The sequence below is a fragment of the Flavobacterium branchiicola genome, assembly GCF_018383905.1.
Classification (GTDB): Bacteria; Bacteroidota; Bacteroidia; order Flavobacteriales; family Flavobacteriaceae; genus Flavobacterium; species Flavobacterium branchiicola.
On record NZ_JAGYWA010000001.1, the window covers coordinates 183,226 to 210,209 of the forward strand.

General features: G+C 31.6%; 23 protein-coding genes and 1 tRNA gene. 9 read left to right on the forward strand and 15 right to left on the reverse strand.

All coding sequences use genetic code 11. From position 1 onward, the window contains the following. Nucleotides 1-178: 178 nt before the first annotated feature. Entirely contained in the window at nt 179-1,030 is an 852-nt protein-coding gene (locus tag KHA98_RS00795) for an alpha/beta fold hydrolase (protein WP_213254394.1), read from the forward strand. A gap of 265 nt (nt 1,031-1,295) precedes the next feature. Next, nucleotides 1,296-4,526 carry a VIT domain-containing protein gene (locus KHA98_RS00800; RefSeq protein WP_213254396.1) on the forward strand — a complete coding sequence of 1,077 codons (3,231 nt, stop codon included), beginning with the start codon at nt 1,296-1,298 and terminating at the stop codon, nt 4,524-4,526. Between the two features lie 134 nt (nt 4,527-4,660). Here KHA98_RS00800 and KHA98_RS00805 read toward each other — a convergent pair whose 3' ends face one another. Both KHA98_RS00805 and KHA98_RS00810 read right to left on the reverse strand, forming a co-directional pair. After that, the gene (locus KHA98_RS00805; protein WP_213254397.1) at nt 4,661-5,803 is read right to left on the reverse strand and encodes an acyltransferase family protein; all 1,143 of its coding nucleotides are present in this window, start codon (nt 5,801-5,803) and stop codon (nt 4,661-4,663) included. A gap of 124 nt (nt 5,804-5,927) precedes the next feature. Next, nucleotides 5,928-6,833, reverse strand: coding sequence for a LytR/AlgR family response regulator transcription factor (locus tag KHA98_RS00810; protein ID WP_213254399.1), 906 nt, complete (start codon nt 6,831-6,833; stop codon nt 5,928-5,930). A 364-nt stretch (nt 6,834-7,197) separates the two neighbouring features. On the opposite strand from KHA98_RS00810, the gene KHA98_RS00815 reads away from it, so the two are divergent. Then, nucleotides 7,198-7,542, forward strand: coding sequence for a hypothetical protein (locus KHA98_RS00815; protein WP_213254401.1), 345 nt, complete (start codon nt 7,198-7,200; stop codon nt 7,540-7,542). 128 nt (nt 7,543-7,670) lie between these two features. On the opposite strand, the gene KHA98_RS00820 is transcribed toward KHA98_RS00815, so the two are convergent. Beyond that, nucleotides 7,671-8,753 (reverse strand): NHL repeat-containing protein, encoded by a 1,083-nt coding sequence (locus KHA98_RS00820; protein WP_213254403.1) that lies wholly within the window; start codon nt 8,751-8,753, stop codon nt 7,671-7,673. Between the two features lie 291 nt (nt 8,754-9,044). Here KHA98_RS00820 and KHA98_RS00825 point away from each other — a divergent pair, with 291 nt between their 5' ends. The 5 genes from KHA98_RS00825 to KHA98_RS00845 all read left to right on the forward strand — a co-directional run bounded on the left by KHA98_RS00825 (nt 9,045) and on the right by KHA98_RS00845 (nt 13,391). Then, nucleotides 9,045-10,097 carry a sensor histidine kinase gene (locus tag KHA98_RS00825; RefSeq protein ID WP_213254405.1) on the forward strand — a complete coding sequence of 351 codons (1,053 nt, stop codon included), beginning with the start codon at nt 9,045-9,047 and terminating at the stop codon, nt 10,095-10,097. 4 nt (nt 10,098-10,101) lie between these two features. Continuing rightward, complete coding sequence (locus tag KHA98_RS00830) at nt 10,102-11,274, forward strand: alpha/beta fold hydrolase (protein WP_213254407.1); 1,173 nt, start codon at nt 10,102-10,104, stop codon at nt 11,272-11,274. A gap of 35 nt (nt 11,275-11,309) precedes the next feature. Then, nucleotides 11,310-12,014 carry a LytR/AlgR family response regulator transcription factor gene (locus tag KHA98_RS00835; protein ID WP_213254409.1) on the forward strand — a complete coding sequence of 235 codons (705 nt, stop codon included), beginning with the start codon at nt 11,310-11,312 and terminating at the stop codon, nt 12,012-12,014. Nucleotides 12,015-12,233: 219 nt separating this feature from the next. Next, a complete protein-coding gene (locus KHA98_RS00840; protein ID WP_213254411.1) occupies nt 12,234-12,941 on the forward strand; it encodes a hypothetical protein in 708 nt (235 codons plus the stop codon). 198 nt (nt 12,942-13,139) lie between these two features. Then, the gene (locus tag KHA98_RS00845) at nt 13,140-13,391 is read left to right on the forward strand and encodes a type II toxin-antitoxin system ParD family antitoxin (RefSeq protein ID WP_213254412.1); all 252 of its coding nucleotides are present in this window, start codon (nt 13,140-13,142) and stop codon (nt 13,389-13,391) included. A gap of 199 nt (nt 13,392-13,590) precedes the next feature. Here KHA98_RS00845 and KHA98_RS00855 read toward each other — a convergent pair whose 3' ends face one another. After that, entirely contained in the window at nt 13,591-13,998 is a 408-nt protein-coding gene (locus tag KHA98_RS00855; RefSeq protein WP_213254416.1) for a helix-turn-helix domain-containing protein, read from the reverse strand. 168 nt (nt 13,999-14,166) lie between these two features. Here KHA98_RS00855 and KHA98_RS00860 point away from each other — a divergent pair, with 168 nt between their 5' ends. Then, nucleotides 14,167-14,571, forward strand: a complete 405-nt coding sequence (locus KHA98_RS00860) for a septal ring lytic transglycosylase RlpA family protein (RefSeq protein ID WP_213254419.1) — start codon at nt 14,167-14,169, stop codon at nt 14,569-14,571. Nucleotides 14,572-14,632: 61 nt separating this feature from the next. On the opposite strand, the gene KHA98_RS00865 is transcribed toward KHA98_RS00860, so the two are convergent. From KHA98_RS00865 to murC, 11 genes are all read right to left on the reverse strand, one after another. Next, on the reverse strand, nt 14,633-15,505 hold the full coding sequence (locus KHA98_RS00865; protein WP_213254421.1) for a hypothetical protein: 873 nt from the start codon (nt 15,503-15,505) through the stop codon (nt 14,633-14,635). A gap of 168 nt (nt 15,506-15,673) precedes the next feature. After that, entirely contained in the window at nt 15,674-17,929 is a 2,256-nt protein-coding gene (locus KHA98_RS00870) for a KAP family P-loop NTPase fold protein (protein WP_213254423.1), read from the reverse strand. A gap of 64 nt (nt 17,930-17,993) precedes the next feature. Beyond that, nucleotides 17,994-18,116 (reverse strand): hypothetical protein, encoded by a 123-nt coding sequence (locus tag KHA98_RS22980; protein ID WP_262898981.1) that lies wholly within the window; start codon nt 18,114-18,116, stop codon nt 17,994-17,996. A gap of 24 nt (nt 18,117-18,140) precedes the next feature. Next, complete coding sequence (locus tag KHA98_RS00875) at nt 18,141-19,028, reverse strand: DUF4435 domain-containing protein (RefSeq protein WP_213254425.1); 888 nt, start codon at nt 19,026-19,028, stop codon at nt 18,141-18,143. Beyond that, the gene (locus KHA98_RS00880) at nt 19,025-20,335 is read right to left on the reverse strand and encodes an AAA family ATPase (RefSeq protein ID WP_213254427.1); all 1,311 of its coding nucleotides are present in this window, start codon (nt 20,333-20,335) and stop codon (nt 19,025-19,027) included. The genes KHA98_RS00875 and KHA98_RS00880 overlap by 4 nt, the downstream gene beginning before the upstream one ends. Nucleotides 20,336-20,533: 198 nt before the next feature. Then, nucleotides 20,534-20,607: transfer RNA gene (locus KHA98_RS00885), tRNA-Arg, on the reverse strand. Between the two features lie 79 nt (nt 20,608-20,686). Beyond that, entirely contained in the window at nt 20,687-21,136 is a 450-nt protein-coding gene (locus KHA98_RS00890) for a GatB/YqeY domain-containing protein (RefSeq protein WP_213254429.1), read from the reverse strand. A gap of 206 nt (nt 21,137-21,342) precedes the next feature. Further along, nucleotides 21,343-23,325, reverse strand: a complete 1,983-nt coding sequence (gene ftsZ, locus KHA98_RS00895; RefSeq protein ID WP_213254431.1) for a cell division protein FtsZ — start codon at nt 23,323-23,325, stop codon at nt 21,343-21,345. An 84-nt stretch (nt 23,326-23,409) separates the two neighbouring features. Continuing rightward, on the reverse strand, nt 23,410-24,822 hold the full coding sequence (gene ftsA, locus KHA98_RS00900; protein WP_213254433.1) for a cell division protein FtsA: 1,413 nt from the start codon (nt 24,820-24,822) through the stop codon (nt 23,410-23,412). Between the two features lie 6 nt (nt 24,823-24,828). Continuing rightward, nucleotides 24,829-25,551: a cell division protein FtsQ/DivIB gene (locus tag KHA98_RS00905; protein WP_213254435.1), complete on the reverse strand. Its 723-nt coding sequence runs from the start codon at nt 25,549-25,551 to the stop codon at nt 24,829-24,831. Next, nucleotides 25,538-26,887: a UDP-N-acetylmuramate--L-alanine ligase gene (murC, locus tag KHA98_RS00910; protein WP_213254437.1), complete on the reverse strand. Its 1,350-nt coding sequence runs from the start codon at nt 26,885-26,887 to the stop codon at nt 25,538-25,540. Before murC ends, KHA98_RS00905 begins: the two co-directional genes overlap by 14 nt. Nucleotides 26,888-26,984: the final 97 nt, after the last annotated feature.

The following is a 26,984-nucleotide window of genomic DNA, read 5'->3' on the forward strand; positions in this document are numbered from 1 at the left end:
TTTAATAAGCGAAATAAAACTAAATAATAATTCCCATATTGTGTTAAGTGCCTGTTTCTAAAATATTTTTTATAAGGCACTGAAATTGTTTTCATTTTATTCATTAATAACCAAAACTCAAAAACAGAAAGGTCTTAAATCTCTCTATTCTTTGAAGTTTGCATTAAACTAATCTATTATGAATGCACACAAAACAAATGCTGTAAATGCAGCAACTGAATTTGCTGATTTACCGGGCAGAAAAATTGCTTATCGATCTATAGGCGAAGGAAATCCGATTATTTTAATTAACCGTTTTAGAGGAACAATCGACACTTGGGATCCGTTATTTTTAGATTTGCTTGCCGAAAAATATCGAGTAATTACTTTTGATTATTCGGGAATTGGATATTCGACAGGAACACTGCCAACCGATACTAAAGAAGTGGCTAAAGATGTAAAAGATCTTGCTGATTTTCTAAAAATTAAAAAAGCCATTTTAATGGGCTGGTCCTATGGCGGATTGGTAGCGCAGGCCGCAATGCATCAATATCCTGAGCTGACAACACATACCATATTGTTAGGAACCGGTCCGATGGGAAAAAGAGTTGTCCCGTTAGAACAGTCTTTTCTGGATCATGCATTAAAACCGATTAATGATTTAGAGGATGAAATCGTGCTTTTTTTCGAACCCGAATCTGAAGCAAGTAAAAAGGCTGCAAAAGCCTCTCATGACAGAATTGCTCAAAGAATTGATGTTTCAAAAATTCCTTCTACAATGGAAGTTTTTCAGCTTTATTTCGCCGGAGGCGAAGCTGCATCTCAGGATAATGATAATTTTAGGGAGAAACTAAAAACAACAAAAACACCAATTTTAATAATTTCCGGAGATCATGATACGAGTTTTGCTGTAGAAAACTGGTATCCGTTAACCCGTCAGTTGCCAACATCTCAACTTATTCTGTTACCACAAACGGGACATGCACCGCAACATGAACATGTAAATCTGGTGGTTAATTATATTGATATTTTTTTAGAGAATACAAAGTAATATACAAAACTGCTCTGGAAAATAGATCATTTTAGTATTCTGTAATAATTTATCAGGACTTTGAAAAACCAAAATAACTTCGGAAATTTTAAAAACCAATTTCCGAAGTTTAAAAATTATCAAAATTAATCCCAACATAAACCATTAAAAATCAGCATTTGAATCAGAATAAAGAAATATTTTTATTCACCTTCCCAACCTTTTTATAAAATAGAAACTCTATAGTTATATAGCCGCTTTGCTAAAAAACTAAAATTTGTATTTTATGAAAAACATTTTCCTAATCTCGCTATTCTGCCTTGGCCTTTTTACTCAGGCTCAAAGCCCAAAATTAAATGTAAAAGGGAAAGATTCAGCATTAGTACGTCTGAATCAGCTTAAAGTTTCGGTAAAAATCGTGGGTAATATTGCGTACACGACCACCGAAATGCATTTTTTTAACGGTACAAATCGTCAAATGGAAGCCGAATTACTGTTTCCACTTCCTGAAGGTGTTTCGGTTTCAAGATATGCAATTGACATTAACGGGAAAATGCGCGAAGCAGTTCCTGTAAATAAAAATAAAGGGAAACAGGTTTTTGAAGCTGTAGAACACAGACGAGTTGATCCGGGATTGCTTGAAAAAGTCGAGGGAAATAATTTTAAAACCCGCATTTATCCTTTAATGCCCAATAACGAGCGTATTGTAATTATTGGCTACGAGCAGGAATTGAGTAGTTATGATGCCACGCATTTATCGTATCAAATGTTAAGCAGCTATTCTGGAAAATTAGATGTATTTGATTTGAATGTTGCCGTTGTGGGTGCCATTGCTGAACCTTCTATTTCTACTACCGAAGGTATTTTAACATTCGAAAACAGCAATCAGTTTTATGTAACTTCTGTTAAAAAAGAAAATTATTTGCTGAATGATAAGTTACAAATCATAATTCCGATTCGATCAGAAATACCAAGTGTTGTGGTACAAAGCAAAGATAATCAGCATTATTTTTATGCCAACACGATTTTGGATAATCCTAAAATACTTAAGAAAAATCCAAATTCAATTGGTTTAATCTGGGATGTGTCTTTGAGTTGTAAAAACCGTAATCTTAAAAAAGAATTACAATTGCTGGATACTTATTTCAGCACTTTAAAAAATGTTGAAGTAAACCTGTATTTTGCCGGTTATAATTTTGAAAAGAAAAATACTTATGTCATTAAAAACGGGGATTGGACGGCTTTAAAACTGGCTTTAGATAAGGTGATTTATGATGGAGGAACCCGTTTTTCTAAAATCAAACTTCCGGTTCATGATGAATATTTATTCTTTACGGATGGACTATCTTCATTAAGCAGCAACATTTTTGCAACTACAAAAAAACCAATTTATACGATAAGCTCGTCTATTTCGTCTGATTATGCTTTTCTGAATTTTAATGCAATAAAAACAGGCGGAAGTTTCATCAATCTGAATCAGCTTAAAGTGACTGAAGCTTCAGATAAATTGATGTACCAAAGTCTGAAGTTTTTAGGCATCAAAGAAAATTATATGGTAACCGATTTATATCCAATGGCTGGTACTCCGGTTTCAGGAAGTTTTAGTGTTGCCGGAATTTCATTAAAAAATACTAATGATGTTGTGTTACTTTTTGGTTATGATGAAAAACCTGTATTAGAGAAAACAATTCATATTGTGGCTTCAAATTCAGTTTCAAATGAAGTTAATATTGAAAAACTTTGGGCGCAAAAGAAAATTGCTAATCTTGAAATTCAGTACAAAAACAATGCAGATGAAATTGAAAGTCTGGGCAAAAAATATGGTATTGCAACCCAAAATACCTCACTTATTGTTTTAGAAAGTCTGCACGATTATATTCAGTATGAGATTGTTCCTCCGGCTGAATTAAGAGAGGAATTTGACAAGGCGATGAAACAACAAATCGAAGCTGCAAAAGCTAAAAAATACAGTAACTGGGAAAATGTAGCAACCTATTATGAGCAACTTTTAACCTGGTGGAATTCAGACAAAAAATATAAAGCGCCACAACCTAAAAATCCTAAAAACCCTAAAATAATGGGCAGTGTTCAGGGAACAGTTTCTGATTCTAATGGCGGTCCTTTACCTGGTGCAACTATTCAGATAAAAGGAACTAGTAGGTCAACGAGTACCGATTTTGACGGAAGATTTGGCATTGATGCCACTGCAGGACAAACAATCGTAGTTTCCTTTGTAGGGATGAAACGTAAGGAAATCAAAATAAGAAGAGGTGAAAATTATAACATTCAGTTGGTTGATTCCGATCAGAATCTACAGGAAGTTGTGGTTACAGCATATGGAGTGAGCCGCGAGCAACGTGAAGAACAGGAAGAAGATGCAAATGATCAGCAAAGAGTGAAACGTAGTGTATCCTATTCAGCAATGACTGTAAGATCTGAATCATTGGCTGCTCCTGTCATGAATGCTGAAAAAGCTTTGGCCGGACAAGTTGCCGGAGTGGCAGTTTCTTCTGATGCTGTTGTTTCTTCAGATGAAAATGCGAAGAATAAAGATAAAAAAGGTGATTATCTTGAAATGAATGATGTTGAAGCTGGCTATTTTACTGCTGATAAAACTAAAATCAATAAATGGAATCCGGATCGTGTTTATCTTAAAGCTCTGGCTAATGCACCTAAAGATAAAAAATATGAATTGTATCTGGAGTTAAGAAACGATCAGATTAATAATCCGAGTTTTTATTTTGATGTTGCCAATCATTTTTATGACAATGGTGACAAAGAAAAAGCTTTATTAGTATTAAGTAATATTGCTGATTTAGGTTTAGAAAATCATCAGTTATATAAATCATTAACGTATTTATTACGTCAATGGGAAGCGTATGAAGATGCTTTGTTTGCCGCAAACCAAGTAGCAAAATGGAGAGAACAGGAACCTCAGGCGCATAGAGATTTAGGTTTAACATTGGAAGATAATAAACAATATCAGGCTGGTTTTGATGAATTGATTAAAGCATTGGAGGTTAATTATTACGGAGAAATGAGCGGACAATATTCCGGTGTTGAAGATATTATTTTGATGGATTTAAACCGAATGATACAACAGCACAAAGACATTAAAACGGACAAATTGGATAAAAAATATTTAAACAAAATGCCGGTTGATGTGAGAATCATCCTGAACTGGAATCAAATGGATACCGATATTGATTTGCATGTTATAGAGCCAACAAACGAAGAATGTTATTACGGACATCGCGATACTGAAATGGGCGCTCGTTTCTCTAAAGATTTTACTCAGGGTTATGGTCCTGAACAATATTTATTAAGAAATGCGGTAAAAGGTAACTACATCATTAAAACGAATTATTATGGTGAAAGTGCTTTAACAGAAAATGGCCCTACAACTGTTATGGTTGAAATCTACATCACGAAAAATGGTGTAACCGAAAGAAAACTGCAAACGATTCAGTTAGGAAAAATAAAAGAAAATCAAAATTTGGCAGAAATAGCCATTTAAAAAAGTGAAACGCCTTTTGTTGACAAGAAAAACTACGTATCTATGTGTTAAAGAATTTCACCCAACGAACAGGTTAATTTAATTCAAAAAAGGTTTAATCGGCATATTGTTGCTGATTAAACCTTTTCTCGTTTTTAAATAATTTTCTTCACGCCAGGAATTACTAAAATGAGTGCTGCAAATACAAAACTACCTAAAACCGCAAATGGAGCAATTACCAGAAATTTTAATGCGGGATCAATTGTCCAGTTTCTGACCATCAATGTTAAAGAAACCACTATTACTGGATGAAAAATATAAGTAGCAAAACTAATACGGGATACTTTTGTAAGCATTGCAGAAGAGGTATTCCAGCTTCTTCTTCCTTTTATTAAAAATACGGTTAGTATAGAAATCCCTATTAATTGTTCCCAGACTGCATACAATAAAGATTGCCAGTGAAACCCTCCTGAATACCATTCAATAGGCATTTTTAATTTAGCGTGAATAACAAAGAATACCGGAAAAAACAATAAACACAATACTATAGATAAACTAAGGCGCTTTCTGGTTTGCTCTGTGATTTGTTCCAACCAATTGTTTCTAAATGCTATGATTCCGATTATAAATAAAGCGATGTATTGTGAAAAATGACCTAACTGAAAACCTACTGGTTCAAGTACCCATCCTACCGGAAATACAATTCTCACCACAAAACTGATTATTCCTAAAACAACGGCAAATGCTATGATTTTACACGCTTTCGGAGCAGGTAGTATTGTATTGGATGCTGTTTTAAAAAACTTTTGCACCAAAACATACAACATTGTAAAAACAAGTAACGCTGCTACAAACCACATCACCCCAAAATCAATCCAGCTGTCGTAACCAAAAAGATATTCCAGAAATGTAATAGGATGTCCTTTTTCAAAATAATACACCAAATAACTGATTATTGGAGACAGAACAAAAGAATAAAACAACAAGGGAATTCCCAATCGTACTAAACGATCTTTTATAAACTGGGAAGTTCCTTTTTTAAAATAAGACGAATCTGTGAAATAAGCCACCAACAAAAAGAAAAAGCCCATAAAAAACGACTGATTTATACTCACAAACATGGTCATAGGAACCAGAGCCCCAAAACAAGTGGTTTTATCTGTATAATACCATCCACCCGAACCTCCGTAAGCAATTACAGTGTGATGAAGAATAACCAATATCGTAAGTATAATTTTGATATTGTCGATGTAAACTAATTTGTTTGACGAACCAGAAGTCGAAATTGTTGCTGACATTATAGCGTTGTTTATAGTTGCTTTTTATAACCGTCTATCGATTACTGATGCAAACCTACAACAAGAGACAGTCACAAAAATCAGCCTTGTTACCAACAACAAGCCTTTGTGATGAGGAACAAGTTTAAGCTAAACCCTTATGTCTGAGTTGTTCGTAACAACTATTAAAATTATCCAGTTGTTTTCTTGAAACCGGAACTTTTTCGGTAGTATTTTCAAAAGACAATAGATAACCTTGCGAATTCCCAGTTACTTTTTGAACCTTAAACATATTTACTAAATAGGCTCTGTGACATCTAAAAAAATAAGAACAAGCCGAAATTTGATTTTCAAATTGGGTTAATGAAATTCTTTTTAATTCGGTCTCAATTTTACCGTTGATCATTTTTGTCAATACAATATAATTCCCTTCCGCTTTTACAAACAACAAACTGTCTGTATCCAGGCTAAAATCATCTTGTTTTACCTGTGTCTGAATAAAAACCACTGATTCTATGACTTTTTTCTCCGGTTCAACTTTAAGTGGTTTAAAATGGAGAACAAACGGCGAATCTTTATGCGATTGAAAATAGAAACTTACTACTCTGAGAAAAAAGTAAAAAAAGATTCCCGCAACAAAACAATTTCTAATTTCTTCCCATAAATAGCGCAAAGACCAATTACCATCATTATTGTAGATAAGATCACGCATTAAAAAACTAGCAATTCCGGCCAAAACCAGAAAAGTTCCGATATGTATATATTCCTTCAGCAAATTCCAATTTTCGGTTGTATTTAATTTTCTTGAATAATTCAGAATAGAGAAATAAACAAAGAGAATCAAGGCAGGAGAAAATGCATGCAGCGCACAAATAAAGAAATAATTCATTTTGTGCTCGGGCTCGTATACTCCAAATGGCGTAAACAACAGAAGAAAAACAGAAAGAGTCACAAAAACAACCAGAGCACTTTTGAACAAATTCTCTGCCCGATATCTTTCGGGATATTCAATCGTATGTATTAAATGCTGATTGTTGATGTATAATTTCATTCTTAAAGTACTTTTCTCAGCGATTAAATGTACAAAAAATACACTATTTTAAATTGTGACCTGATAATATTTCCTATATTCGTTAGTAGTAAAAATCACATAAACTAAAAACAAACAATGAAGTTAAATTTGTAAAACACTAATAACATGGAAAATAAAAAATCTATATTATTCGCTTTTTGGATTATCGCAATTATTCTAGGTGTCGTTTTGTATAAGCAATTCGATTTTGAGCATCTAAAATTTGAAAAACCAATACTGGCTGTTATTTATATAATTGTTTTTGTGTTTTCAGTTTTTTACATCTTCAAAAACTCCGCAAAAAGAAACTAAATACTAAATCAGAATAAAACCAACCAACAAAATGAATCCATTTGATTTTAATAATAAAAGATTTGCTCTCATTCAAAATACCGATAACGGACAAGTAAATACCGAAACCATTTTTAATTATAAGCAAGAAGAAAACCTTGTAACTGCTGACTATTTTGGAGGCACCGTAAAATACGGAAAAATTATTGCTGAATTAAAGGATGATCAATTAAACATGCTGTATCAATGTCTGACAACAGACAATCAATTGAAAGCTGGTAAAGCTGTAGCACAAATTACTTTGACCGAGAATTCCAAAATAAAACTGGCTTTGAACTGGCAATGGCTCACAAATGGAAACGAAAAAGGACAATCTGAATACATCGAAATAGACTAAAATGAATACTATTGTTTGTAAAAAACATGTTCCGTTTTAAAATAGGAAAGCCTGCAAAATCAGATGATTTTACAGGCTTTTTTTCAAATCAATTTATATTAAGAAAAATCTATTTTAGTTATCTGAATTTACAATTCAAAACTTGAAATAGTATGAAAACTATCAATTTCTGTATTTTTTTCTCCTTTAAAAGTATCATAATTCACAACCAATAATTTTCCTTTATAAATAATAGTTTCACAAGGATTATCCAATTGTCCGTCTGCTCCATTTTCATTTCCATTTTCCCAAATTAGAGAAATTGTATTGGTGTCTAAATTGAATTGATGCACACTATTGTTATCATAATTGGCAATAAAAATAGAATTTCGTTTTGTATCATAATAAAATCCATCGCAACATTTTAACTGTTCCGAATCAAAAACAACCTTTTTAGATTTTACTTTTCCATCTTTAAAAAACTCAATTTTAGTAATAACGCCGTCGCCAAAATTTCCTGCATACAAATCGCCTTTTTTATCAAAAGCAATTCCGTCAATTCCTATCGTTCTTTTTGTCACAGTTGGTTTGAGTGTAAAAGTGGCAACCAGAAATTTTTCTTTGTTTGATGAATTCAAAACAATATTTTTTTGGTTTACTTCCGCTAACGAAAAACTGTAAATTCCGCTTTCTCTTCTATTTTCAAATAATGCATCGGTTATATAAACTCGATCTTTTGACCATCTTACCGCTTCTCCAAAATTAAAACCTTCCACTACAACTTCGGCATTTAAAGGCTTTCCGGCTTTTACATTGATACGGATCAATCTTGAAAAATTTTCTTTATCGGCAAACATTTGATTATCCATAACATATAAATTTCCGTCAGGTCCAAATTCCATTCCCATCGGATGCACTTTTTTAGTAACAGGATGCAATGGCAGTTTATCAAACCAAATTATCGGTTTATCGTTTTTATCAAACGTTAGAATTTTGCTCCCGTATTTATCAAATGTAATCGGATTAGTGATTGACAGAAATAAATTCCCGTTTTTATCTAATGCCATCCCGTCGGGAGTTTGGCAAGTCTCGCCCAAATCGGCAAACAAAGTGGGTTTTATTAATTTTGAAGTTGTATCGTATTTAATTTCCTGTTTACTTTCTTGCGAAAATAAATTTACTGCGCTCATTAAAATCAGAATTCCAATGCCATTTTTAATTCTACTTTTCATTCGGTTTTAGTTTTTATTTTAAAGATTTTCATTTTAGCGCATTGCAGAGAAATGCGACCAGTAAAAGAATAAGTTTGATCATAATTATTTTTTAGCGAATATAAATTCATATTGAATGCGCATTTGCTTACGCAGATAAAAAAGCCATTTTAGCATTCAAATAATGTAAAACAAATGAAAAGTGAGTTCGTATGCTGAGATGCCATTTTTAAAGGCAAAAACCCATTATTTATAGCGAATAATAATTCTTGCTTCTATATTTTATTACCTTGCTCACAATTAAAATACGCTATGAATTTTCTCCAAAAGCTTGATTTAAAAAGAATCGCATTTCATTTTTTATACTGGGTTTTCTTTTTATTTTTTTATTATTCTAATAAGTCTGATGACGAAGGATCTTATCCGTTTCTTTTTGTTTATTCCTTTAAAATTATCGCGCAGGCAACTGCTGGCTACGGTCTGATTTATTTTATCATTCCCGAAACATTAAATGAGAAAAAATATCTGCTTTTTATTCTAGCTGCAGTTGGCTGGATCTACTTTGTTTTTGCTCTTTTAATGATCTTAAAATTTTATTATCTGGAACCAAAATTTCCTGATTTTTTTGCAGACTGGCTTGGTCATAAAATGACAATTCCTGAAAGACTGACTTCTGGCAAACTGATTTTAAGAGAGTTTTCTTTTATCACTTATCCCATTATTATTTTAGGTTTTATAAGTTTTAACCGCAAACAGCAACGTCTTTTAAAATTAGAAGAAGAAAAAAAATCAATGGAACTTAAGGTTTTAAAGAATCAGTTAAATCCTCATTTTCTATTTAATACGCTGAATAATTTATACACGTTAACCTTAAAAAAAGACGATAAAGCACCCGAAGTTATTGCCAAATTATCTGAAATTCTGGATTTTGTTTTATACCGCTGCAACGAAGATTATGTATCAATCGAAAAGGAAATTGCTTTAATTGAAAATTATATCGCACTGGAAAAACTCCGCTACAGCGAAAACAGACTGAATATTTTATTTACCAAAGACATTCAGGAAAACAATAAAATTTCTCCCTTAATTGTGCTGACATTTATCGAAAACGCTTTTAAACACGGTGTAATTAATGAAACCGAAAAAGCAATAATTCGGCTGCATTTAGAAAGCAAAAAACAACAAATCATATTTAGCATTGAAAATACAAAACCTAAAAATGAGTTTTCGAAAATCTCAGACAAATCAAAAATTGGATTAATAAATGTTCAAAAACAACTTGATTTATTATATCCCAAAAAGCATCAGTTGGAAATTGAAGAAACCCAAACCAAATATGCCGTTAAACTTTATCTTACGCTTTAATTCTATGAAGAAACTTTTATTGAATATCTCTTTATTATGCTTTTTTATTGCTGCAAATGGGCAATCAAAAACCATAGATACTTTGGTTGATGTTGGAAATCATAAACTACATTTTAAGATTGTAAAAGGAAAAGGTGCTCCGATACTTTTTGATTCCGGCGGAGGAAATGACGGATCGGTTTGGAACTCGATTTTAGACAAAACTTCCGAAATTACAAACGCAACTCTTATTACTTACGACCGCGCCGGTTTTGGCAAAAGTACTATTGATACTTTGCAGACTGACGAATCGAAACACGGTATTATGAGCAGTATTGAAGATTTAGAAATTGGTTTGAAAAAGTTGGGTTACGATAAAGAAATAATCTTGGTTTCGCATTCTTACGGTGGTTATCTTTCCAAACTTTATGCCTCAAGACATCCTAAATTGGTAAAAGGAATTGTTCTGATTGATGTGAATCATAATTATTTTGAAGATGGCGTAATTGAAAAGGAGTTATTAAAACAAGAAAAATTGATTCCGCAATGGAAAATCAATAATAAAGGCACTTATTTTATGTCGGCAACGATTCTGGAAACTGTCAAAATAATGAGCAAGATTTCGATTCCTCAAAATATTCCTGTTGTAGATTTTGTTAACGGAATTCCTTTTTTAAAAACTCCTGAAGAAATCGAGCGCTGGAAAGAATGCCATAAAAAATACGTTGCCAATAATCAAAATGTTACCGGAATTACGGCAAATGATTGCGGTCACGGAATCTGGATGGGAAATCCGCCTTTGGTAATTACAACCATTGCAAAAATGTATGCGAATACTTCTAAACAGAAAACCGAAATTCAAGAGCGTGCTTTAGCATATGCCATTACAGCCAATAACGAAGAAAAGGCAGCAGATTTAGCTTTCAATAATTCTGAAGACGACTTAAATACCTGGGGTTATCAATTACTGACAAAAAATGAATACAAAAAAGCATCCGAAGTTTTTAAGTTGAATTTGACAATAAATCCAGGAAGTGCAAATGCCTATGATAGTTATGGCGAGTCTTTACTAAAAATAAATCAAAAAGAAGAAGCTATAAAAATGTATAAAAAATCTATCGAGCTAAATCCTGAAAATGAAAACGGAAAAGAAGTTTTAGCAAGAATTACAAAAGACAATCCAAAACTGCTAAATTAGATTTTTAGAATTCGTAACTATTTATTCTTTTTTGAATGAAACACAAATGTATTATTGTCGACGACGAACCTTTAGCGAGAGAATTAATTGCTTCGCATTTAGCAAATTTTGAAAGTTTTGAGCTAATCGATTCTTTTGAAAATGCTTTACAAGCGTATACTTTTCTGGAAACAAATGTAGTCGATTTGATTTTTTTAGATATCGAAATGCCTTTGCTTAAAGGAAATGATTTTCTGAAAAAACTGAAAAATCCGCCAAAAGTAATCTTTACGACCGCTTACAGAGAATACGCCCTTGAAGGATACGAACTCAACGTAATAGATTATCTTTTGAAGCCGATTACATTTGATCGCTTTTTTGTTTCAATTGAAAAATTCAGGCAATTACAAGTTTCTAAAAAAAACACAAATACAATAACTGACAATCATATTTTTGTTACGAGCGGCAATAAAAATATTAAAATTGTCTTTGATGAAATTCTATACATCGAAAGCCTGAAAGATTACATTACGATTCATCTTGAAAACGAAAAATCGTATCATATTAAACAAAATATTTCAGTTTTTGAGAAATTGCTGAATCCTGATTTTGTTCGAATTCATCGTTCATTTATTATCCATACGAAGAAACTGAATGCGTATTCTAAAAATGAAATTGAAATAAACCATGTAGAAATTCCGATTGGGAATAGTTATAAAGAGAACTGGTTAAATTATTTGAATAGTATGATTTTAAAATAGGAAAAGTTTAAAGTTAGATGGCTCCATTTTCTAAAATGTTATTACAAAAAAAGTACTCGACAAATTAAAAATCTTTTTGATGATTTATAAGTTTGTTATTATATATTTGATAATAAATATACCTTGGCGTTTATCAGACATATGTACCCAATTTAAGAGTGATATATCTCATGTTGTCAGTAGTATATACTAGCTATACCTAATGCAAAAGAACATCAGATGAAACATCAAATAATTTTATTGCTTTTGCTATTTTTTACTTTGTCAAGTTGTAGTCAGAATATGGTTCCTCCAAATTTTGTGGAAACACAACAACCTAAATCAAATAGTTCCGAAAAGCGCGAGCTCAATTATTCGAAAGATGGGTTTGACGTGCAAATTTTGAATAATAAATTAAAAGTCAATAAAGCCGAATCAAATAGTAAAAGCATACTCAAAATTTCGAATGGAACACTTATAGGAAGCAATCATGGAGAATGGGGAGGCAAACTAATATTTATTCCTGATGATAAAAATCAAAGTGAAATAGCTATCAAAGAAGGAAACCTGAAATTTGTTTTTCTATTTCAAAATAATATTTACTTCATTGAAGGTTTAGCGCATGGAAGCTTTAATTATGGAGATTTATATCAACTAAACTATTCGGAAAATAAATTCACTTATAAAAAAATTATACATTTTGAAGATTCGCCAGAAGCGTTTAGCATTTACAAAAACAACATTTATATTGTTGGTTATCAAAACTTCTACAGAATTGATAACTTTAAAAAAGAAGTGATATTCAAAGATGCTTTTTGGAGTGGACTGTATCCAACTTCAATTGCAATAATAGATGAGAAAAATGTTTATTTAGGAATTAGAAGTGGAATAGTAAAACTTAATTTACCACAAAGACAAATTGTTTTTTATAAGTACAAAAAATACTAGGCATAACAGCTACTACAAAAGATTTGAATAATTGGCTTAATGGAAAAATGGTTTCTTATTTAGGATAATTTATAAATCCGAAGAATGGGCTTAATTTATTACTAAACCTGCTGTAGTACTGGAACGTTATATTACATTTAAAAAAATCAATAACATTTAAGAAGTTAGCATTTTTTTGGTAGCTTAGCTAAAAAAATTATGGGACGTAATACTTCTATATCACTTGGTAATCATTTCGAAAATTTTATCGAACACAGTATAAATGATGGAAGATTCAATAACGCAAGTGAAGTTATCAGAGCAGGTTTTCGTCTTTTAGAAGATGAGGAAAATAAAATTTTAGCTTTAAGAAAAGCAATCAATGATGGAATCGAAAGTGGACGTGCGGTAGATTTTGATGCTAAAAAACATCTTGATATTTTAAAAGCAAGAAAAAAAACAAATGGCTAAATCAGGCGAACATATTATCTTCTACTCTATTATTTCAAATGACGAAATAGAAATAATAAGAATCCTTCATGGAATGATGGATTTAAAAAGCAAACTATAGAAAACATAAAAAAAGCCTCAGAACATAAATTCTCAGGCTTTTTTATTTTATAGTAATCACGAAGGCTACAGCATTCGAAGCAATAATTTTTCGAATTATTTATTTGATTAGTTTTTCAAGCCTTTGCATCATCTCCTCTTTTTCTTTTAACATCCTTTCATACAAAGCGATCTTTTCTTCATGAAGTTTTTTTAATTCTTCCAATGGATTGATGTTAAATACGGGCTTAGCATTTCCTATAAAAGCATCTTTTTCAATATTAAACGTATTCGAAATAATATTCACCGCCTGTTCTTCATCAAAATTCTGAAAAGCTTCAACAGGAATCTTTAATATTGCTGAGATTTGTTTAAGCAAATTTTCTTCAATCACTTCTTTTTGTTCCAGCATAGAAATTTTCTTCTGGTTCCATTCTTCTCCCAAATCATAAGCTAATCCTTCTTGCTTTATGTTAAGCATTTCTCTGAAACGTTTTACGTTTCTTCCCTGATGAATTTTCTGTTCCATAATGATTATTATTTTTCTACAAGCTCAAAGATAAAGCTATTCCGATTAAAAAATCTGATTTTTAAAGATAAAAAATATCATGTAAATATGGCTTTTTCTGATATGAATACAACTTTCCAGAGGCATTCAACCTATTTAAATTTCTTCTCTTTGCGCAAATTTTAAGAAATGAAAAAACTACTTCTATATATTGTTTTCCTTTTTTCTCTTTCTGCTGCTGCACAAGAATGCCAGGATTCAATAAAGGAAAACATACAAATCAAAAACCTGAAACTGTATAAAGAAAAGGCTCACGCCTCTTACTATCATGATAAATTTAATGGAAGAAAAACAGCAAGCGGAGTACGATTTGATAATAGTAAACTAACTGCTGCTCACAAAAAACTTCCATTTGGCACAAAACTTAAAATCACAAACGAAGAAAACAAAAAATCAGTAATTGTAATAATTAATGATAGAGGACCATTTGTAAATGGAAGAGAAATTGACCTGAGTAAAAAGGCATTTATGGATATTGCATCTAACAAAAAAGGTGGCGTTGTTTTTGTAAAAATAGAAATCATCGAAAATTAAACAAGTCTTTTTTTATATACAGTTCTATACTTTACGCTCATTTAAATACTATAAAAATAAACTAACGATTATCGAAAGCTATATTCTCTAAGGCGATTGGGTTGCTTATTGCGTTGACAACTTCTTGTTTTCTTAGATTATCAAAATATCCGGTTCCTGTGATCAATAAAAGTTTCTTGGGAATAATTGGTTTTTCGTTAAAAATAGTAGCATAAAGTAAAACAGCCTGCAAAAAGCCACCATCGTTTATAAGGTGAAGAGTATGTTTTCCGTAGCGTAAATTATCCTTACCTGCTACTAAATATTCATAACCATCTTTGCCATCATAAGCATCTTTAACAGCATCTCCAACTCGTAATAAACCAGCGTTTTTTATAAATCCCATAACAGCAATGGCATTTTTGCGCAATTGATTATGGTATTTCATAAAATCAGAATCTGTATAAGATGCCGGTGATATTCCCTGATAAATGTAAACCGCAACATCCGGACTATTTTTATGTATTTTCTCTACGATCATTTTTACATTCGCTTTAAAATTTTCAGTTTCATTTAAAACCACGGTAGTTGACTCCTGAATAATTACATAATCATAATAATTACCATCTTTATCCCTGTTGGAAAAAATTTGATTCGCTTCTGTTTTGTTTGTTTCATAAACTTTTTGCAATGAAACACCCACAGTTATTAATTGATCAACATTGACTGACAGATTGTTTGCGTTGCAAAACTCTTTAAACAATATTGGAGCACTTACAAAATATTCTGTCTGGCTATTTCCAATAAATAATATACGAGGAGGTCCGGAGCTTTTTGGAGGTTTAGGATGTGCAATACTTTTTGTTACTGCTATATTATTTTCAGTAGAAGCATATTTATTACAAGAGGAAAGTAAAATTGCTACAGTACTAAAAATTAAAAGGTATTTTTTCATTACTATTTATTTAAAAGAACTTCGAAATATTTTGTTCGAAAGTGCTTGCAAATATCTTCTAACTGATTTTTTCTAAAAAACCATAAAAGTTTTAAGATTAGCATTTTAAGACATTTTTGTATAGAACAAATTAATACACGCGCGCACATATTAATTTGACCTGAGACGTTAATCTTCCATAATATCTAAAGTCTTTATATTATAATATCTTTTTTCCTGAAAACCATCTTTATAAGCCTTCAAAAATAAATTAACTACTATATTTTCATCTTCCGTCAAACTACTTTTGTTAATTTTAGCTAATCTAGATTTGATTTTTTTAGGATTCATTCCAGGGAAAAATTGATATGTAGCTAACTGATAACCAATTTGATCATTTACTGTCATATAACTCCTTTTTATTGACATCCACAAAAGTTTTATTAAATCTTCATCCCTAGTAATTAATAAAGAGAAACTCTCAGTATAAATTTTACTATGATTTTGTTTGACAAAATTTAAAATATAAGAAAGTTCATCTTCACTTAAAAAATCATTATCTAAAACCTGCTTTTGAAAAAGCGATCGGCTACTCAAATTTTGAACTCTTTTTATTTCTTTTTCAAACTTTTTTTCTCCCCTTTCTTCAAGAGATTCGAAGCCATTATCAAATAATATATTCAACAAACCACTACCAGACAACCCTTTATCTTCTAGTTTATCCTTAGTATATAAAAGAAGATCTGATATATAAAAAGAAGAAAAAGAAAAGTCGTCTTTAAAAGTTTTAAAATAGTTAAATATCAATTCTCTTCGAGTTTTCAAATCAGGGATTCTTTTGAACATTTGCACAACAAACCTTAAAATTGTCAAATAATCTGAATCACGTCCCCATAAAGATTCTTTAGTAAATTTTACTGAGTTAGAAAATTGTAGATATAGACTAATTATTTTTTTAATTGTATCTAAATCTGAATTCTTACTTTTAATTTCTACCCAATTTAAAAATCCAAACAACTTTTTCTCTACTAAAACCTTTTCCAAAGTTGATAAGCTTGATTTTAAATCATCACCATTTATAAAATTTTCAAAAACTACTTCTTGTATGTCAAATGAGCTAAGTTGAAGATTAAAGTATCTATCAAAATAATTAGTGTTACACACTCTCTTTCCCCTTATTAAATCATGCGAATTAATTGAATTGAAAGAATCTGAATTACCATGTACAAAGAGATTATTTAAAATTAGTTTTGTGAGATCATCATAAGGCAACTGAGTTATAAAATTAGAAACTGATCCTTTATTCTTAGGAACATTCAATCTAACTGTTCCTTCCTCTTGATAAACAAAAATCTCTTTATTTTGAATAACAAATTCGTAAGCATTATAATTAAAAATTCTTAAAGATTCCACTAATAAGAAATCAATTACATTTAAATCAATATAAATTGCTGGAAGTCTCAGTTTTAAACTATTATTAAATCTATAAATATCTCTTAATGAAGTAAAAAAACCAATAAAGGGAGAAAACTTTATAGTATCGGAAAATTCATTTATTTTTTCTTTTAATTCAGTTTCAGAAAATAAAGAAGATAAACTATCCATAAATATTCTTGAAAGATTTTGTTTAGAAATTGAAGGAAGTGTGTAATCGACTTGTACAATTTTCTCAATATATTTTTTGCCATTTTCACCAAATTGTCGCTTTAATGCATCTGCAACAATCCCTTGATCATAAGCAAGAATAAATACTGTATTAGCAAAATTACCATTCAATTTCACTAATTGAAAAATATCCGTTATTTCTGAAGGGGTTAATCGATCAATGTCATCAATAGTAATATATAGCTTAATATTGGCTTTTATTAATATCTGATCAATATCTTCTTTTAATTTCGAGACGTCTTTTTCCTTACCTAGTCCTTCTAAAAATGTTTTAGCATCTGCCACCATCTCACCAGCACCTGAATGAACATATTTAAGCCAATTTAAATGAACTAAGAAGTCAGCTATCTTGTTAGATATTCCTTTTAATTTTTCTTTATTATTTTCAAGCTTTAAAATTAATTCTTTCAAAAAGATACCCTGAAGTTCTTTTTGCCCAGAAAACATCCAAGGGTTAAACTTAAGAACTATGATTTCTGCACTATTTTCTTCAGATAATCGCTCTATTTCGCTTATAATAAAATTAATTAAAGTTGACTTACCTGATCCCCAATTTCCATTAATTCCTAGAACAATACTCTCGTTATTATCTTTAAATGATTTTACCAACCCCGAAGCAATTTCGGTTGCAAATGAAAATCTTCCTAACTTATCGTCTTCACTGTTTATTAAAGGCAAGTCTGAATTCATACTATAATGCTTTTCGGTTTTAATATTATAACGAGAGATTCTATTCCAAAAATTGAGTTTTTGAAAATTAATAATATTTGTAATTTCCAAAGATTGATTTTTAGACGCTACAAATCCAAACATTAAAAAAATAGTCTATATCTCTAAAATTATTCTATGTTTCTTCAATTGTTTCATCTTTCATTAAAATTGTTCTCCCAGTACCTCCTTGACCAACCTCTTTAATAAATTTATATTCTTTATTCTTCTCAAATATTACAACATCATTATATTTCATTGGTTCAAATCCTAATTAAACAATTTAATCTAAAAGTTGTTTTTGCTGAAACATATTTGAATAATAGTCATAGATATGCCCAGCTTCAAAATACGATTCAAAAAATTTATTTATGCCCATTCTGTAAATTATATCTTTATGCATAGTCGGAAGTAAATGACGCTTCCTTATATAATGAATTATCACCTGACAACAATAATCTGCTAATAAATGTCCATAGCAAAACTTATGTGGATCTATTAAATATCTTCTTCCAAAACTATTTACTGTACTTCTTTTCAACCCTTTTAATTCAAGTCTTTCATTTACATCATTTGTTCTTACATATGGAAGATCAACGGGAGCACATTCTACACAAAAAAAGATACCCGTCTTGCGAGGAAGAAAAGAAGCCCCTTTTTTAAATAGATATCCGTCAGCATTAACAGCAACTTTTATTTTTGCTAAAAAATTATTTAGATTTTTTTCTATATCATCGTTTGTAATTTTCACGGCTGTAAGACCTTCAATTACAGATTTTACTACATTATGATTCCAAACATCATTTTCCCAGCTGTACCCATATGTATAATATACTTGAGGGTGATTTATTCGCCTATTAAATATCTCATCAAATTCATTATCCATTGCAAGAAGGATCGTAGTTAATCTACCATCGACAATATCCACCAACATATCCTTGATCACTACTTTTGAACCAATTGATTTGAATTTTATTCTTTTATCATTAGCGAATGTATCAAAAATGTTTTTCCAAAAAATAATATCTTCCGTTTCTTCATTATAACTTCCAGCCAAAGCTTCTGCCTTTGTAAAACTCTTTTTTCCACCTTCCAAAAACATAATGAAATCAACATCGTGAAATAAGTGTTGATTATTTAATCCGGTTCTTGTTCTTGTAAAACTACTCATATAATGGCTTCCTCAACTTTAATTATAAAATCAGAGAAACGACCAACAATATCAGGAGAATGTGTTGCAAAAATAATTTGAGAGTTTGGATTAACATTCTTTAAATTTTTGACTAACTTTTCTTGCCAATCCACATGAAGAGAAAGTTCGGGTTCATCGGCTATATAAATATTACTGCAATTTTCTTGAAGTAAACTTTGTCCTAAAATAATTAATAATTGTTTTTCACCAGAAGAAAGATTGGATAATTGAAAAACCTTACCGCTATCGGTCTCAACAAGTAACTCATTTCTTTCATTTATAAATACCTTTTTTCTTTGGAAAAGATTATTTATTTCATCAATAAAAATAAATTTAGGTTTATTAATATTTATTTTCATCTCATTAAGTAGCTTCCATTCTTGCACAATTGAATGTATTCTTTGGGTACTAACAAGTGAAGCTAAATGATTCAAAGTAACCGTTTCTTTTTGAGTAATGGCTTTTTTTGAGTCCTCAAAGTAATTAAAATGAGTGTCTAACTTATTGGTAAATTCATCTTCTTGAAGTTTAAACAATAAAAAGATCTGTTTTAATGCTTCTTTTTCATGTTCTGGCTCAAGTTCAGTTGATATAGAAAAAATATCACTTTTAGATTCTCCCTCAATTAATGATAAGAAAATATTCTTTTGAAATTTTTCTGTTTCCAGAGAATACCTTTTATCTAGAATACCAAAATATTTAACTAATTCTGTTGATAACTCCTTAACCTTTAAATCTATTGTAGATTCAAAACCTTTTTCTTCGTTATTTCTATTTAGATTATTTGTTCGGTGAATTGATAACCAAGTAAGGTTTACAAAACCTTTAAGAGCTATATTAATATCCCTCTCAGCTTTAACACTTCGTTGTGTTTTAAATACGCGGTAATCGTTAAGATAATTATGACTATATCTAAAAAGATTCTCCTCTTCGATATCATTAAGTTTGAATGTCTTAATTTTAGTTTTTGCGTCTGCTTTAATTTTAAATAAAATATTACTGTATGGCGAAGCAATATTATCAGTTTTTTCAACCTCTATATATGACGATGAAATAATTTTACCATCACTATCCTCTAAATCAAAAAAATTAATTTTTATTTTATTAAATTCAATTTTATCTAAAGTAGCGAAATCAGCGTTTAAAGATGCCGCAATTAGATTAATTATTGTTGTCTTTCCAGAACCGTTGACACCGATCAAGAAGTTTATTTCTTCATCAAATTTTAAGTCGACAGTTTTATCCCCCCAAAAACCATCAATTTTTACCTTTCTAATTTTTCTCATAGCTTAATCAGCTTTACTTAATAAAATATAAATTACAATTTAGCTAATATAATTTATTTTAAGAATTTACACACTTATTTAATTACAAAATCATACTTTGGACTTATAAATATCTCGAATAAAAAAAGGTTTTAATCTCCATTAACCAAACTTGTTGACTAAATGTTGACTAAAACCCTTTAAAATCAATGGTTAAAGTGACCGCGGAGGGGTTCGAACCCCCAACCCTCAGAGCCGAAATCTGATATTCTATCCAGTTGAACTACGCGGTCAATATTTTAAATTTCAATTTTTTAAATTCCAAATTCCAACGCTAAATTGGAATTTGGAATTTCTAATATTTGGAATTTATTACGAAAGTAACTTTTTTACAATTGTAGAAATGGTTTTTCCTTCAGCAGTTCCCCCTAATTGAGCAGATGCTAATCCCATTACTTTACCCATTGAAGCAATTCCAGAAGCTCCTGTTTCAGCAATGATTTTTGCAATCACGGCTTCTACTTCTTCTTCGCTTAATTGTGCTGGTAAAAACTTCTCGATTACTGCTACCTGAGCCAATTCTGGTTCAGCTAAATCAGGACGATTTTGCTCTGTAAAGATTCTTGCGCTTTCTTTACGGGTTTTTACTAATCTTTGAAGTAATTTAATTTCTTCGTCTTCAGTTAATTCTTCTTTAGATCCTGAAGCTGTTGAAGCTAATAACAATTCAGATTTAATTGCTCTTAAAGATTCTAAAGCGACAGTATCTTTTGCTTTCATGGCCGTTTTGATCTCGTCCATAATTTGTGCTTGTAAACTCATCTTTTATTTTTTATTTAAATAAGCAAATGCCTATACAATTGATATATTAATTTGAAATTTATTCTTGACTTCACCCGAACTGACCATTAGATTCACTTTAAAAACCTATTAAAGAAGTCAAATTTCTAAATTCTGTGCGAAGATAAAAAAAATAACCCGAAAATTAAATCCAATTTTCGGGTTACCCTAATATTATGATTGTAAAATTAATCTACGTTGTCGTGCAAAAATGAATTATTTGAACGCAATTGCAAATCATTATTACTATCTGTTCCAACTGAAATTCTTGAATTGTTGTTACCTGACTGAGAATTAGACAAGTCTATTCCTAATCTTTTGTAAGCTGGTTCTTTTTCCAACTCGTCAATTCTTGAAACGTTATTATGGAATTTATAATTAAATTCTTTTAATTTCTTTCTTCTTTCTTCAGCTCTTAAGCGTAAAGTTTCCTCAATTGTTAATTCCATCGGAGAAACTTCAGAAGTTGTAGTGTAATCAGCCTGACTTGCAAAATCAGCTCTTGATTTCAAAGTGATATTTAATTCCTCTGGAACAACATCTTCGATTACTTTTTCAACTGGTTTAGAAGCAGTCAATTCGTTTTCAACTTCCATATATTCTTCTAACGAATATTTGATAATTCCGTTATCCGAAAGTTCCGTTACCGGTACATATGAAACCGGATCATTTACCTTAATATTGCGTGTTTCGTTTGACAACTCAAACAAAATTTTTGTTTCCTGTTCTGCAACCGGTTCTTTTTTAACTTCAGGCTCTGATCTGAAAAGTGGCAAATCAAATGAAAAAGTCGTTTGTTCTTCTCTTTCAAAAGTTCTTTGCTGTACTGGCTCTACTTTTTGATAAGCTGGTACCTCAGGAGTTGAAATTTTAAAATCAATATCTGTTATTGGCGAAACAATTTCGAAAGTAACATCAAGGTTTTTAATAAACTCAGACATTACCACTAATTCTTCCTGATTGATTGTTGGTGTTGTTACCGGAGCAACAGGAGTTTGAGCTACGGGAGCAACCGTATCTTCCATTAATTCAAAAACAACTTTTTCTTCAGATTTTGCAGTAGGTGTTTCAGCATTTAAATCAAAAGAAGTCAATGGTCTGTTTGTTAAATTATGAACACTTCTTTGCTCATCTTCTAACGTATGAATGATTTTTTTAGGCTCAGTATTTACTATTTCGTTTTGTTGTTCAACATCAAATCCAGTTGCAATAATAGTTACAGCAATAGCCTCACCAAGAGTTTCGTCTTCACCAACTCCCATGATAATATTTGCGTTGTAACCTGCTTCTGCCTGAATGTGATCGTTGATTTCTCCGATTTCGTCAAGCGTTATTTCGTTAGATCCAGAAACGATAAGCAACAATACGTTTTTGGCTCCTGTAATTTTATTGTCATTTAACAACGGAGAATCTAATGCCGATACAATCGCATCTTTTGCTCTGTTGTCTCCTTCTGATACCGAAGATCCCATTATAGCCGTTCCACTGTTTGCCAAAACTGTTTTAGCATCACGTAAATCGATATTTTGAGTATAGTGGTGTGTAATTACTTCAGCAATACCTCTTGAGGCCGTTGCCAAAACTTCGTCCGCTTTCGAGAATCCGGCTTTGAAACCAAGATTTCCGTAAACTTCTCTTAATTTATTATTATTAATTACGATTAACGAGTCAACTTGTTTACGTAATTTTTCGATACCTAAAAGTGCCTGCTCCTGACGTACTTTCCCTTCAAACTGAAACGGAATTGTCACGATACCCACTGTTAAGATTTCTCTTTCTTTTGCTAATTGTGCGATAACGGGAGCTGCACCAGTACCGGTTCCTCCACCCATACCAGCAGTAATGAATACCATCTTAGTACCACGATCCAACATTTTTTCAATATCGGCGATACTTTCAATAGCAGACTGTTGTCCTACATCAGGGTTTGCTCCTGCTCCAAGACCTTCTGTTAAATTCATACCTAACTGAATCTTGTTAGGCACTGAACTATTTTGTAGTGCTTGTGAATCGGTATTACAAACGATAAAATCTACGCCTTTAATACCTTGTTTAAACATATGGTTGATAGCATTACTACCACCTCCACCTACACCTATTACTTTGATAACATTTGACTGGTTTTTTGGTAAATCAAATGAAATACTTCCAAATTCTGAGTTGCTCATCATCTTTTTGGTTTTTTGAAATTCTTATTTAGTACATTTTTTACTTCTTGACTTGGGGCAAAAAGTAATCCTTTTCTCTTATTATATTTATTCTGCGTTGTCTAAAAAATCTTTGATTTTATCGACATAACGATCAAAAAATGATCTTCTTATTTTTGTTTCTGTAGACTCTGCCTCAACCTTGTTTACTCTCGTTTCTCTAGGTTCTTCAATAGTTTCTACTCTTTCAACGTAGTTTTCTTCTACTTCGTATCGTTGTTGCTGAACTGGTGGCGGAACATTTCTGTAAACCACTTTTGGCTGCTCATTTACAATCTCCATTCTAACAGCACTTTGTGTACTGTTTTCGATACTATTCATTACTAATCCAACTGCTGTTGCATATAACGGACTAGAAATTTCTTCACTTGAGTTTCCTGCTAAATGCTCGTTTGGATATCCAATTCTGGTATCCATACCGGTGATATATTCAACTAACTGCTTAATATGCTTTAATTGTGCTCCACCACCTGTAAGAACGATACCTGCAATTAATTTTTTGCGAGGATCTTCGTGTCCGTAAGCTTTTATTTCTGCAAAAACCTGCTCTACAATTTCAACAACACGTGCGTGAATTATTTTAGAAAGGTTTTTTAACGAAATCTCTTTTGGCTCTCTTCCTCTTAAACCAGGAATAGAAACAATCTCGTTATCTTTATTTTCTCCCGGCCATGCCGATCCGAATTTTATTTTTAAAAGTTCCGCTTGTTTTTCAATAATCGAACATCCTTCTTTGATATCGTCTGTAATTACATTTCCTCCAAAAGGAATTACAGCTGTATGACGAATGATACCATCCTTGAAAATTGCTAAATCTGTTGTTCCGCCTCCGATATCGATTAACGCAACACCAGCTTCTTTTTCTTCCTGACTTAAAACAGCATCTGCAGAAGCTAATGGTTCTAATGTCAATCCTGATAATTCTATTCCTGAACTCTGAATACATCTTCCAACATTTCTGATAGAGGATGCTTGTCCAACCACAACGTGAAAACTAGATTCTAATCTTCCGCCGTACATTCCGATTGGTTCTTTAATTTCAGACTGCCCGTCGATTTTAAATTCTTGTGGCAGAACGTGAATAATTTCTTCTCCAGGTAACATCGCCAGTTTATTTACCTGATCGATTAATAACTGAATGTCTTTTTCGCCAATTACTTCTTCCGGATTGTTACGGCTGATGTAATCTGTATGCTGAATACTTCTGATGTGTTGTCCGGCGATACCAACCACAACATCTTTTATTTTGTAACCTGAATTATTTTCTGCTTCGATTATCGCTTGCTGAATCGATTGAATTGTTTGCGTTATGTTGTTTACAACTCCTCTCGCAACACCCAAACTTTTGGATTTGCCAATGCCCAAAATTTCAAGTTTACCATACTCGTTCTTCTTGCCTATCATGGCAACTATTTTGGTTGTTCCAATATCTAGACCTACTGCAATGTTATCTTTTTCCATTTTCTATTATTTTGTGCAAACTACTTGTTCCGTAAACCTAAGGTCAATCTTTTTGTATTTGTATAACGAACTATCTAAAACTGCTTTTTGAAAAAAGGCTTTATAGTTTCTAAATTTCTTATCAACATTCATCGTTCTGCCGAAATCTATGAAGTAATCAAAGTTTCGATTAAACATTTTTAGGCTGCCATTAGGCATAATTTGAATTGCAATGATGTTTTTTCTCAAAAACGCATCGTCATAAATTGTGCGAAATAAAGCAGCTAAATCTTCGTTATTTTTTTCAATTATTGCCCCTGAAACAAGAGGAACTCGCGCTGTAAAATTGTCAGATAAGGGCATTTTATTTCCCTCATAGTCAATATAAAAAGATTGGTCACCATCATAAATTCTTGCTATTGGTGTCTTCTGTTTTACTACCGCTTTTAGAACACCGTCGATACTTACAAAAACATCCGACTTCTCAATCATGTCTTGCGTATCAAGGGTTTTTTCTATCTTATTCAAATCTACTTCATCTTTTCTAATACTGGAAGCGTCTCTTTTATTTTCTATCAACAATTTATTAACCGTTTCCGGCTTCACAAAAAGAGTATTTTCTCCTACAAAAACGACCATGGATTTTTTCAGTTTTCTGTCTCCATTTCGATGTTGCGCGAATGAATACAAAAAAAGTACCAACCCACAAATGAGTATTAATCGAATATTTGTCCAATTAAATATTTTCATTCAGCATCTTTTTAATTGATGGTACCATTTCTCCAATATCACCAGCTCCTATTGTTACAATTACTGGCGCATCACTGGCTTTGATTTCCGCTAATAAATCATTTTTTGCAACAATTTTTTTGTTCGAATTTGTCATTTTACCCAACAGCCATTCCGATGTAATTCCTTCCATTGGTAATTCACGGGCCGGATAAATATCCATTAAAAACACTTCATCAAACTGAGATAAACTTGCTGCAAATCCGTCAGCAAAATCTTTTGTTCTGCTGAATAAATGCGGCTGAAAAATCGCTAAAACTTTTCGTCCCGGATATAATTCACTAACTGCCTGATGAACAGCATTTATTTCTGTTGGATGATGTGCATAATCATCTATATAAACTAACTTATCTGATTTTATCTGATAAGAAAAACGTCTTCTGATTCCTCTGAATGAAGCAATGGCTTTTGCAATTGACCCGGTCGGGGTGCCGAAAGTTTTTGCCATCGCAATAGCCATCAATCCATTCATTAAATTGTGTTTTCCAGGCAATCCAAAATGAAGATCTTTCATAATTTCTGATGGCGTCTGCACATCAAAAACATAGCTTCCATCTTCAATTCGAACATTATATGCCTTATATACAGCGTCTTCGTTTATCGCACACTGAACACCTTCCAAAGGCAATTCTTTAGTGATAAACAAGTTATTTTTATCTTCAACTTTGGCAGCAAATTCTACAAACGAAGCTTCGATTGCTTCACTTGTTCCGTAGATATCCAAATGATCGGCATCCATAGAAGTTATACAGGCAATATTTGGATGAAGGTGTAAAAACGAACGATCAAATTCGTCAGCTTCAACAACTGTTACAGTTTTTCCTGTACCAATTAAATTTGAATTGTAATTCTCTACAATTCCTCCAACAAATGCCGTAACATCTGCTCCGCTTTCGTATAAAATATGACCAAGAATACTTGATGTTGTTGTTTTTCCGTGTGTTCCTGCAACAGCGAAACTAAAAGTGTCTTTGGTGATAATTCCTAAAACCTCGGCACGTTTTTTAATTTCGTAATTTCTTTCACTAAAATAATTCCACTCTGAGTGTGATTTTGGCACAGCCGGAGTAAAAATTACCAACGTATTTTCTACATGGTAATCGCTCGGAATCAAACAAATATTATCTTCAAAATGAATATCAATACCACTTTCAATTAATTCACTTGTAAGCATTGATGACGTTTTATCGTAACCTGAAACCTGCTTCCCGATATATTTAAAATAACGAGCCAGGGCACTCATTCCGATGCCTCCAATACCTATAAAATAAACGTTTTGTATTTGATTTAAATTCATTTCTTTTTCTGCTATAAGCCGTAAGCTTTAGGCTTTAAGCCTATAACTTTTGTCTTTATTTTCTAATTCCCTTTTATCCTTTTAAACTTCATTTACA

Bases quoted from the DNA above. Each gene is read 5' to 3' on its own strand.
- KHA98_RS00835 (WP_213254409.1), top strand. From the start codon at position 11,310: ATGAAACACAAATGTATTATTGTCGACGACGAACCTTTAGCGAGAGAA.
- KHA98_RS00890 (WP_213254429.1), bottom strand. From the start codon at position 21,136: ATGAGTTTACAAGCACAAATTATGGACGAGATCAAAACGGCCATGAAA.
- KHA98_RS00805 (WP_213254397.1), bottom strand. From the start codon at position 5,803: ATGTCAGCAACAATTTCGACTTCTGGTTCGTCAAACAAATTAGTTTAC.
- ftsZ (WP_213254431.1), bottom strand. From the start codon at position 23,325: ATGATGAGCAACTCAGAATTTGGAAGTATTTCATTTGATTTACCAAAA.
- KHA98_RS00880 (WP_213254427.1), bottom strand. From the start codon at position 20,335: ATGAGAAAAATTAGAAAGGTAAAAATTGATGGTTTTTGGGGGGATAAA.
- KHA98_RS00800 (WP_213254396.1), top strand. From the start codon at position 1,296: ATGAAAAACATTTTCCTAATCTCGCTATTCTGCCTTGGCCTTTTTACT.
- ftsA (WP_213254433.1), bottom strand. From the start codon at position 24,822: ATGGAAAAAGATAACATTGCAGTAGGTCTAGATATTGGAACAACCAAA.
- KHA98_RS00820 (WP_213254403.1), bottom strand. From the start codon at position 8,753: ATGAAAAGTAGAATTAAAAATGGCATTGGAATTCTGATTTTAATGAGC.
- KHA98_RS00825 (WP_213254405.1), top strand. From the start codon at position 9,045: ATGAATTTTCTCCAAAAGCTTGATTTAAAAAGAATCGCATTTCATTTT.
- KHA98_RS00875 (WP_213254425.1), bottom strand. From the start codon at position 19,028: ATGAGTAGTTTTACAAGAACAAGAACCGGATTAAATAATCAACACTTA.
- KHA98_RS00815 (WP_213254401.1), top strand. From the start codon at position 7,198: ATGAATCCATTTGATTTTAATAATAAAAGATTTGCTCTCATTCAAAAT.
- KHA98_RS00865 (WP_213254421.1), bottom strand. From the start codon at position 15,505: ATGAAAAAATACCTTTTAATTTTTAGTACTGTAGCAATTTTACTTTCC.
- KHA98_RS00840 (WP_213254411.1), top strand. From the start codon at position 12,234: ATGAAACATCAAATAATTTTATTGCTTTTGCTATTTTTTACTTTGTCA.
- KHA98_RS00905 (WP_213254435.1), bottom strand. From the start codon at position 25,551: ATGAAAATATTTAATTGGACAAATATTCGATTAATACTCATTTGTGGG.
- KHA98_RS00795 (WP_213254394.1), top strand. From the start codon at position 179: ATGAATGCACACAAAACAAATGCTGTAAATGCAGCAACTGAATTTGCT.
- murC (WP_213254437.1), bottom strand. From the start codon at position 26,887: ATGAATTTAAATCAAATACAAAACGTTTATTTTATAGGTATTGGAGGC.
- KHA98_RS00860 (WP_213254419.1), top strand. From the start codon at position 14,167: ATGAAAAAACTACTTCTATATATTGTTTTCCTTTTTTCTCTTTCTGCT.
- KHA98_RS00810 (WP_213254399.1), bottom strand. From the start codon at position 6,833: ATGAAATTATACATCAACAATCAGCATTTAATACATACGATTGAATAT.
- KHA98_RS00855 (WP_213254416.1), bottom strand. From the start codon at position 13,998: ATGGAACAGAAAATTCATCAGGGAAGAAACGTAAAACGTTTCAGAGAA.
- KHA98_RS22980 (WP_262898981.1), bottom strand. From the start codon at position 18,116: ATGAAATATAATGATGTTGTAATATTTGAGAAGAATAAAGAATATAAA.
- KHA98_RS00845 (WP_213254412.1), top strand. From the start codon at position 13,140: ATGGGACGTAATACTTCTATATCACTTGGTAATCATTTCGAAAATTTT.
- KHA98_RS00830 (WP_213254407.1), top strand. From the start codon at position 10,102: ATGAAGAAACTTTTATTGAATATCTCTTTATTATGCTTTTTTATTGCT.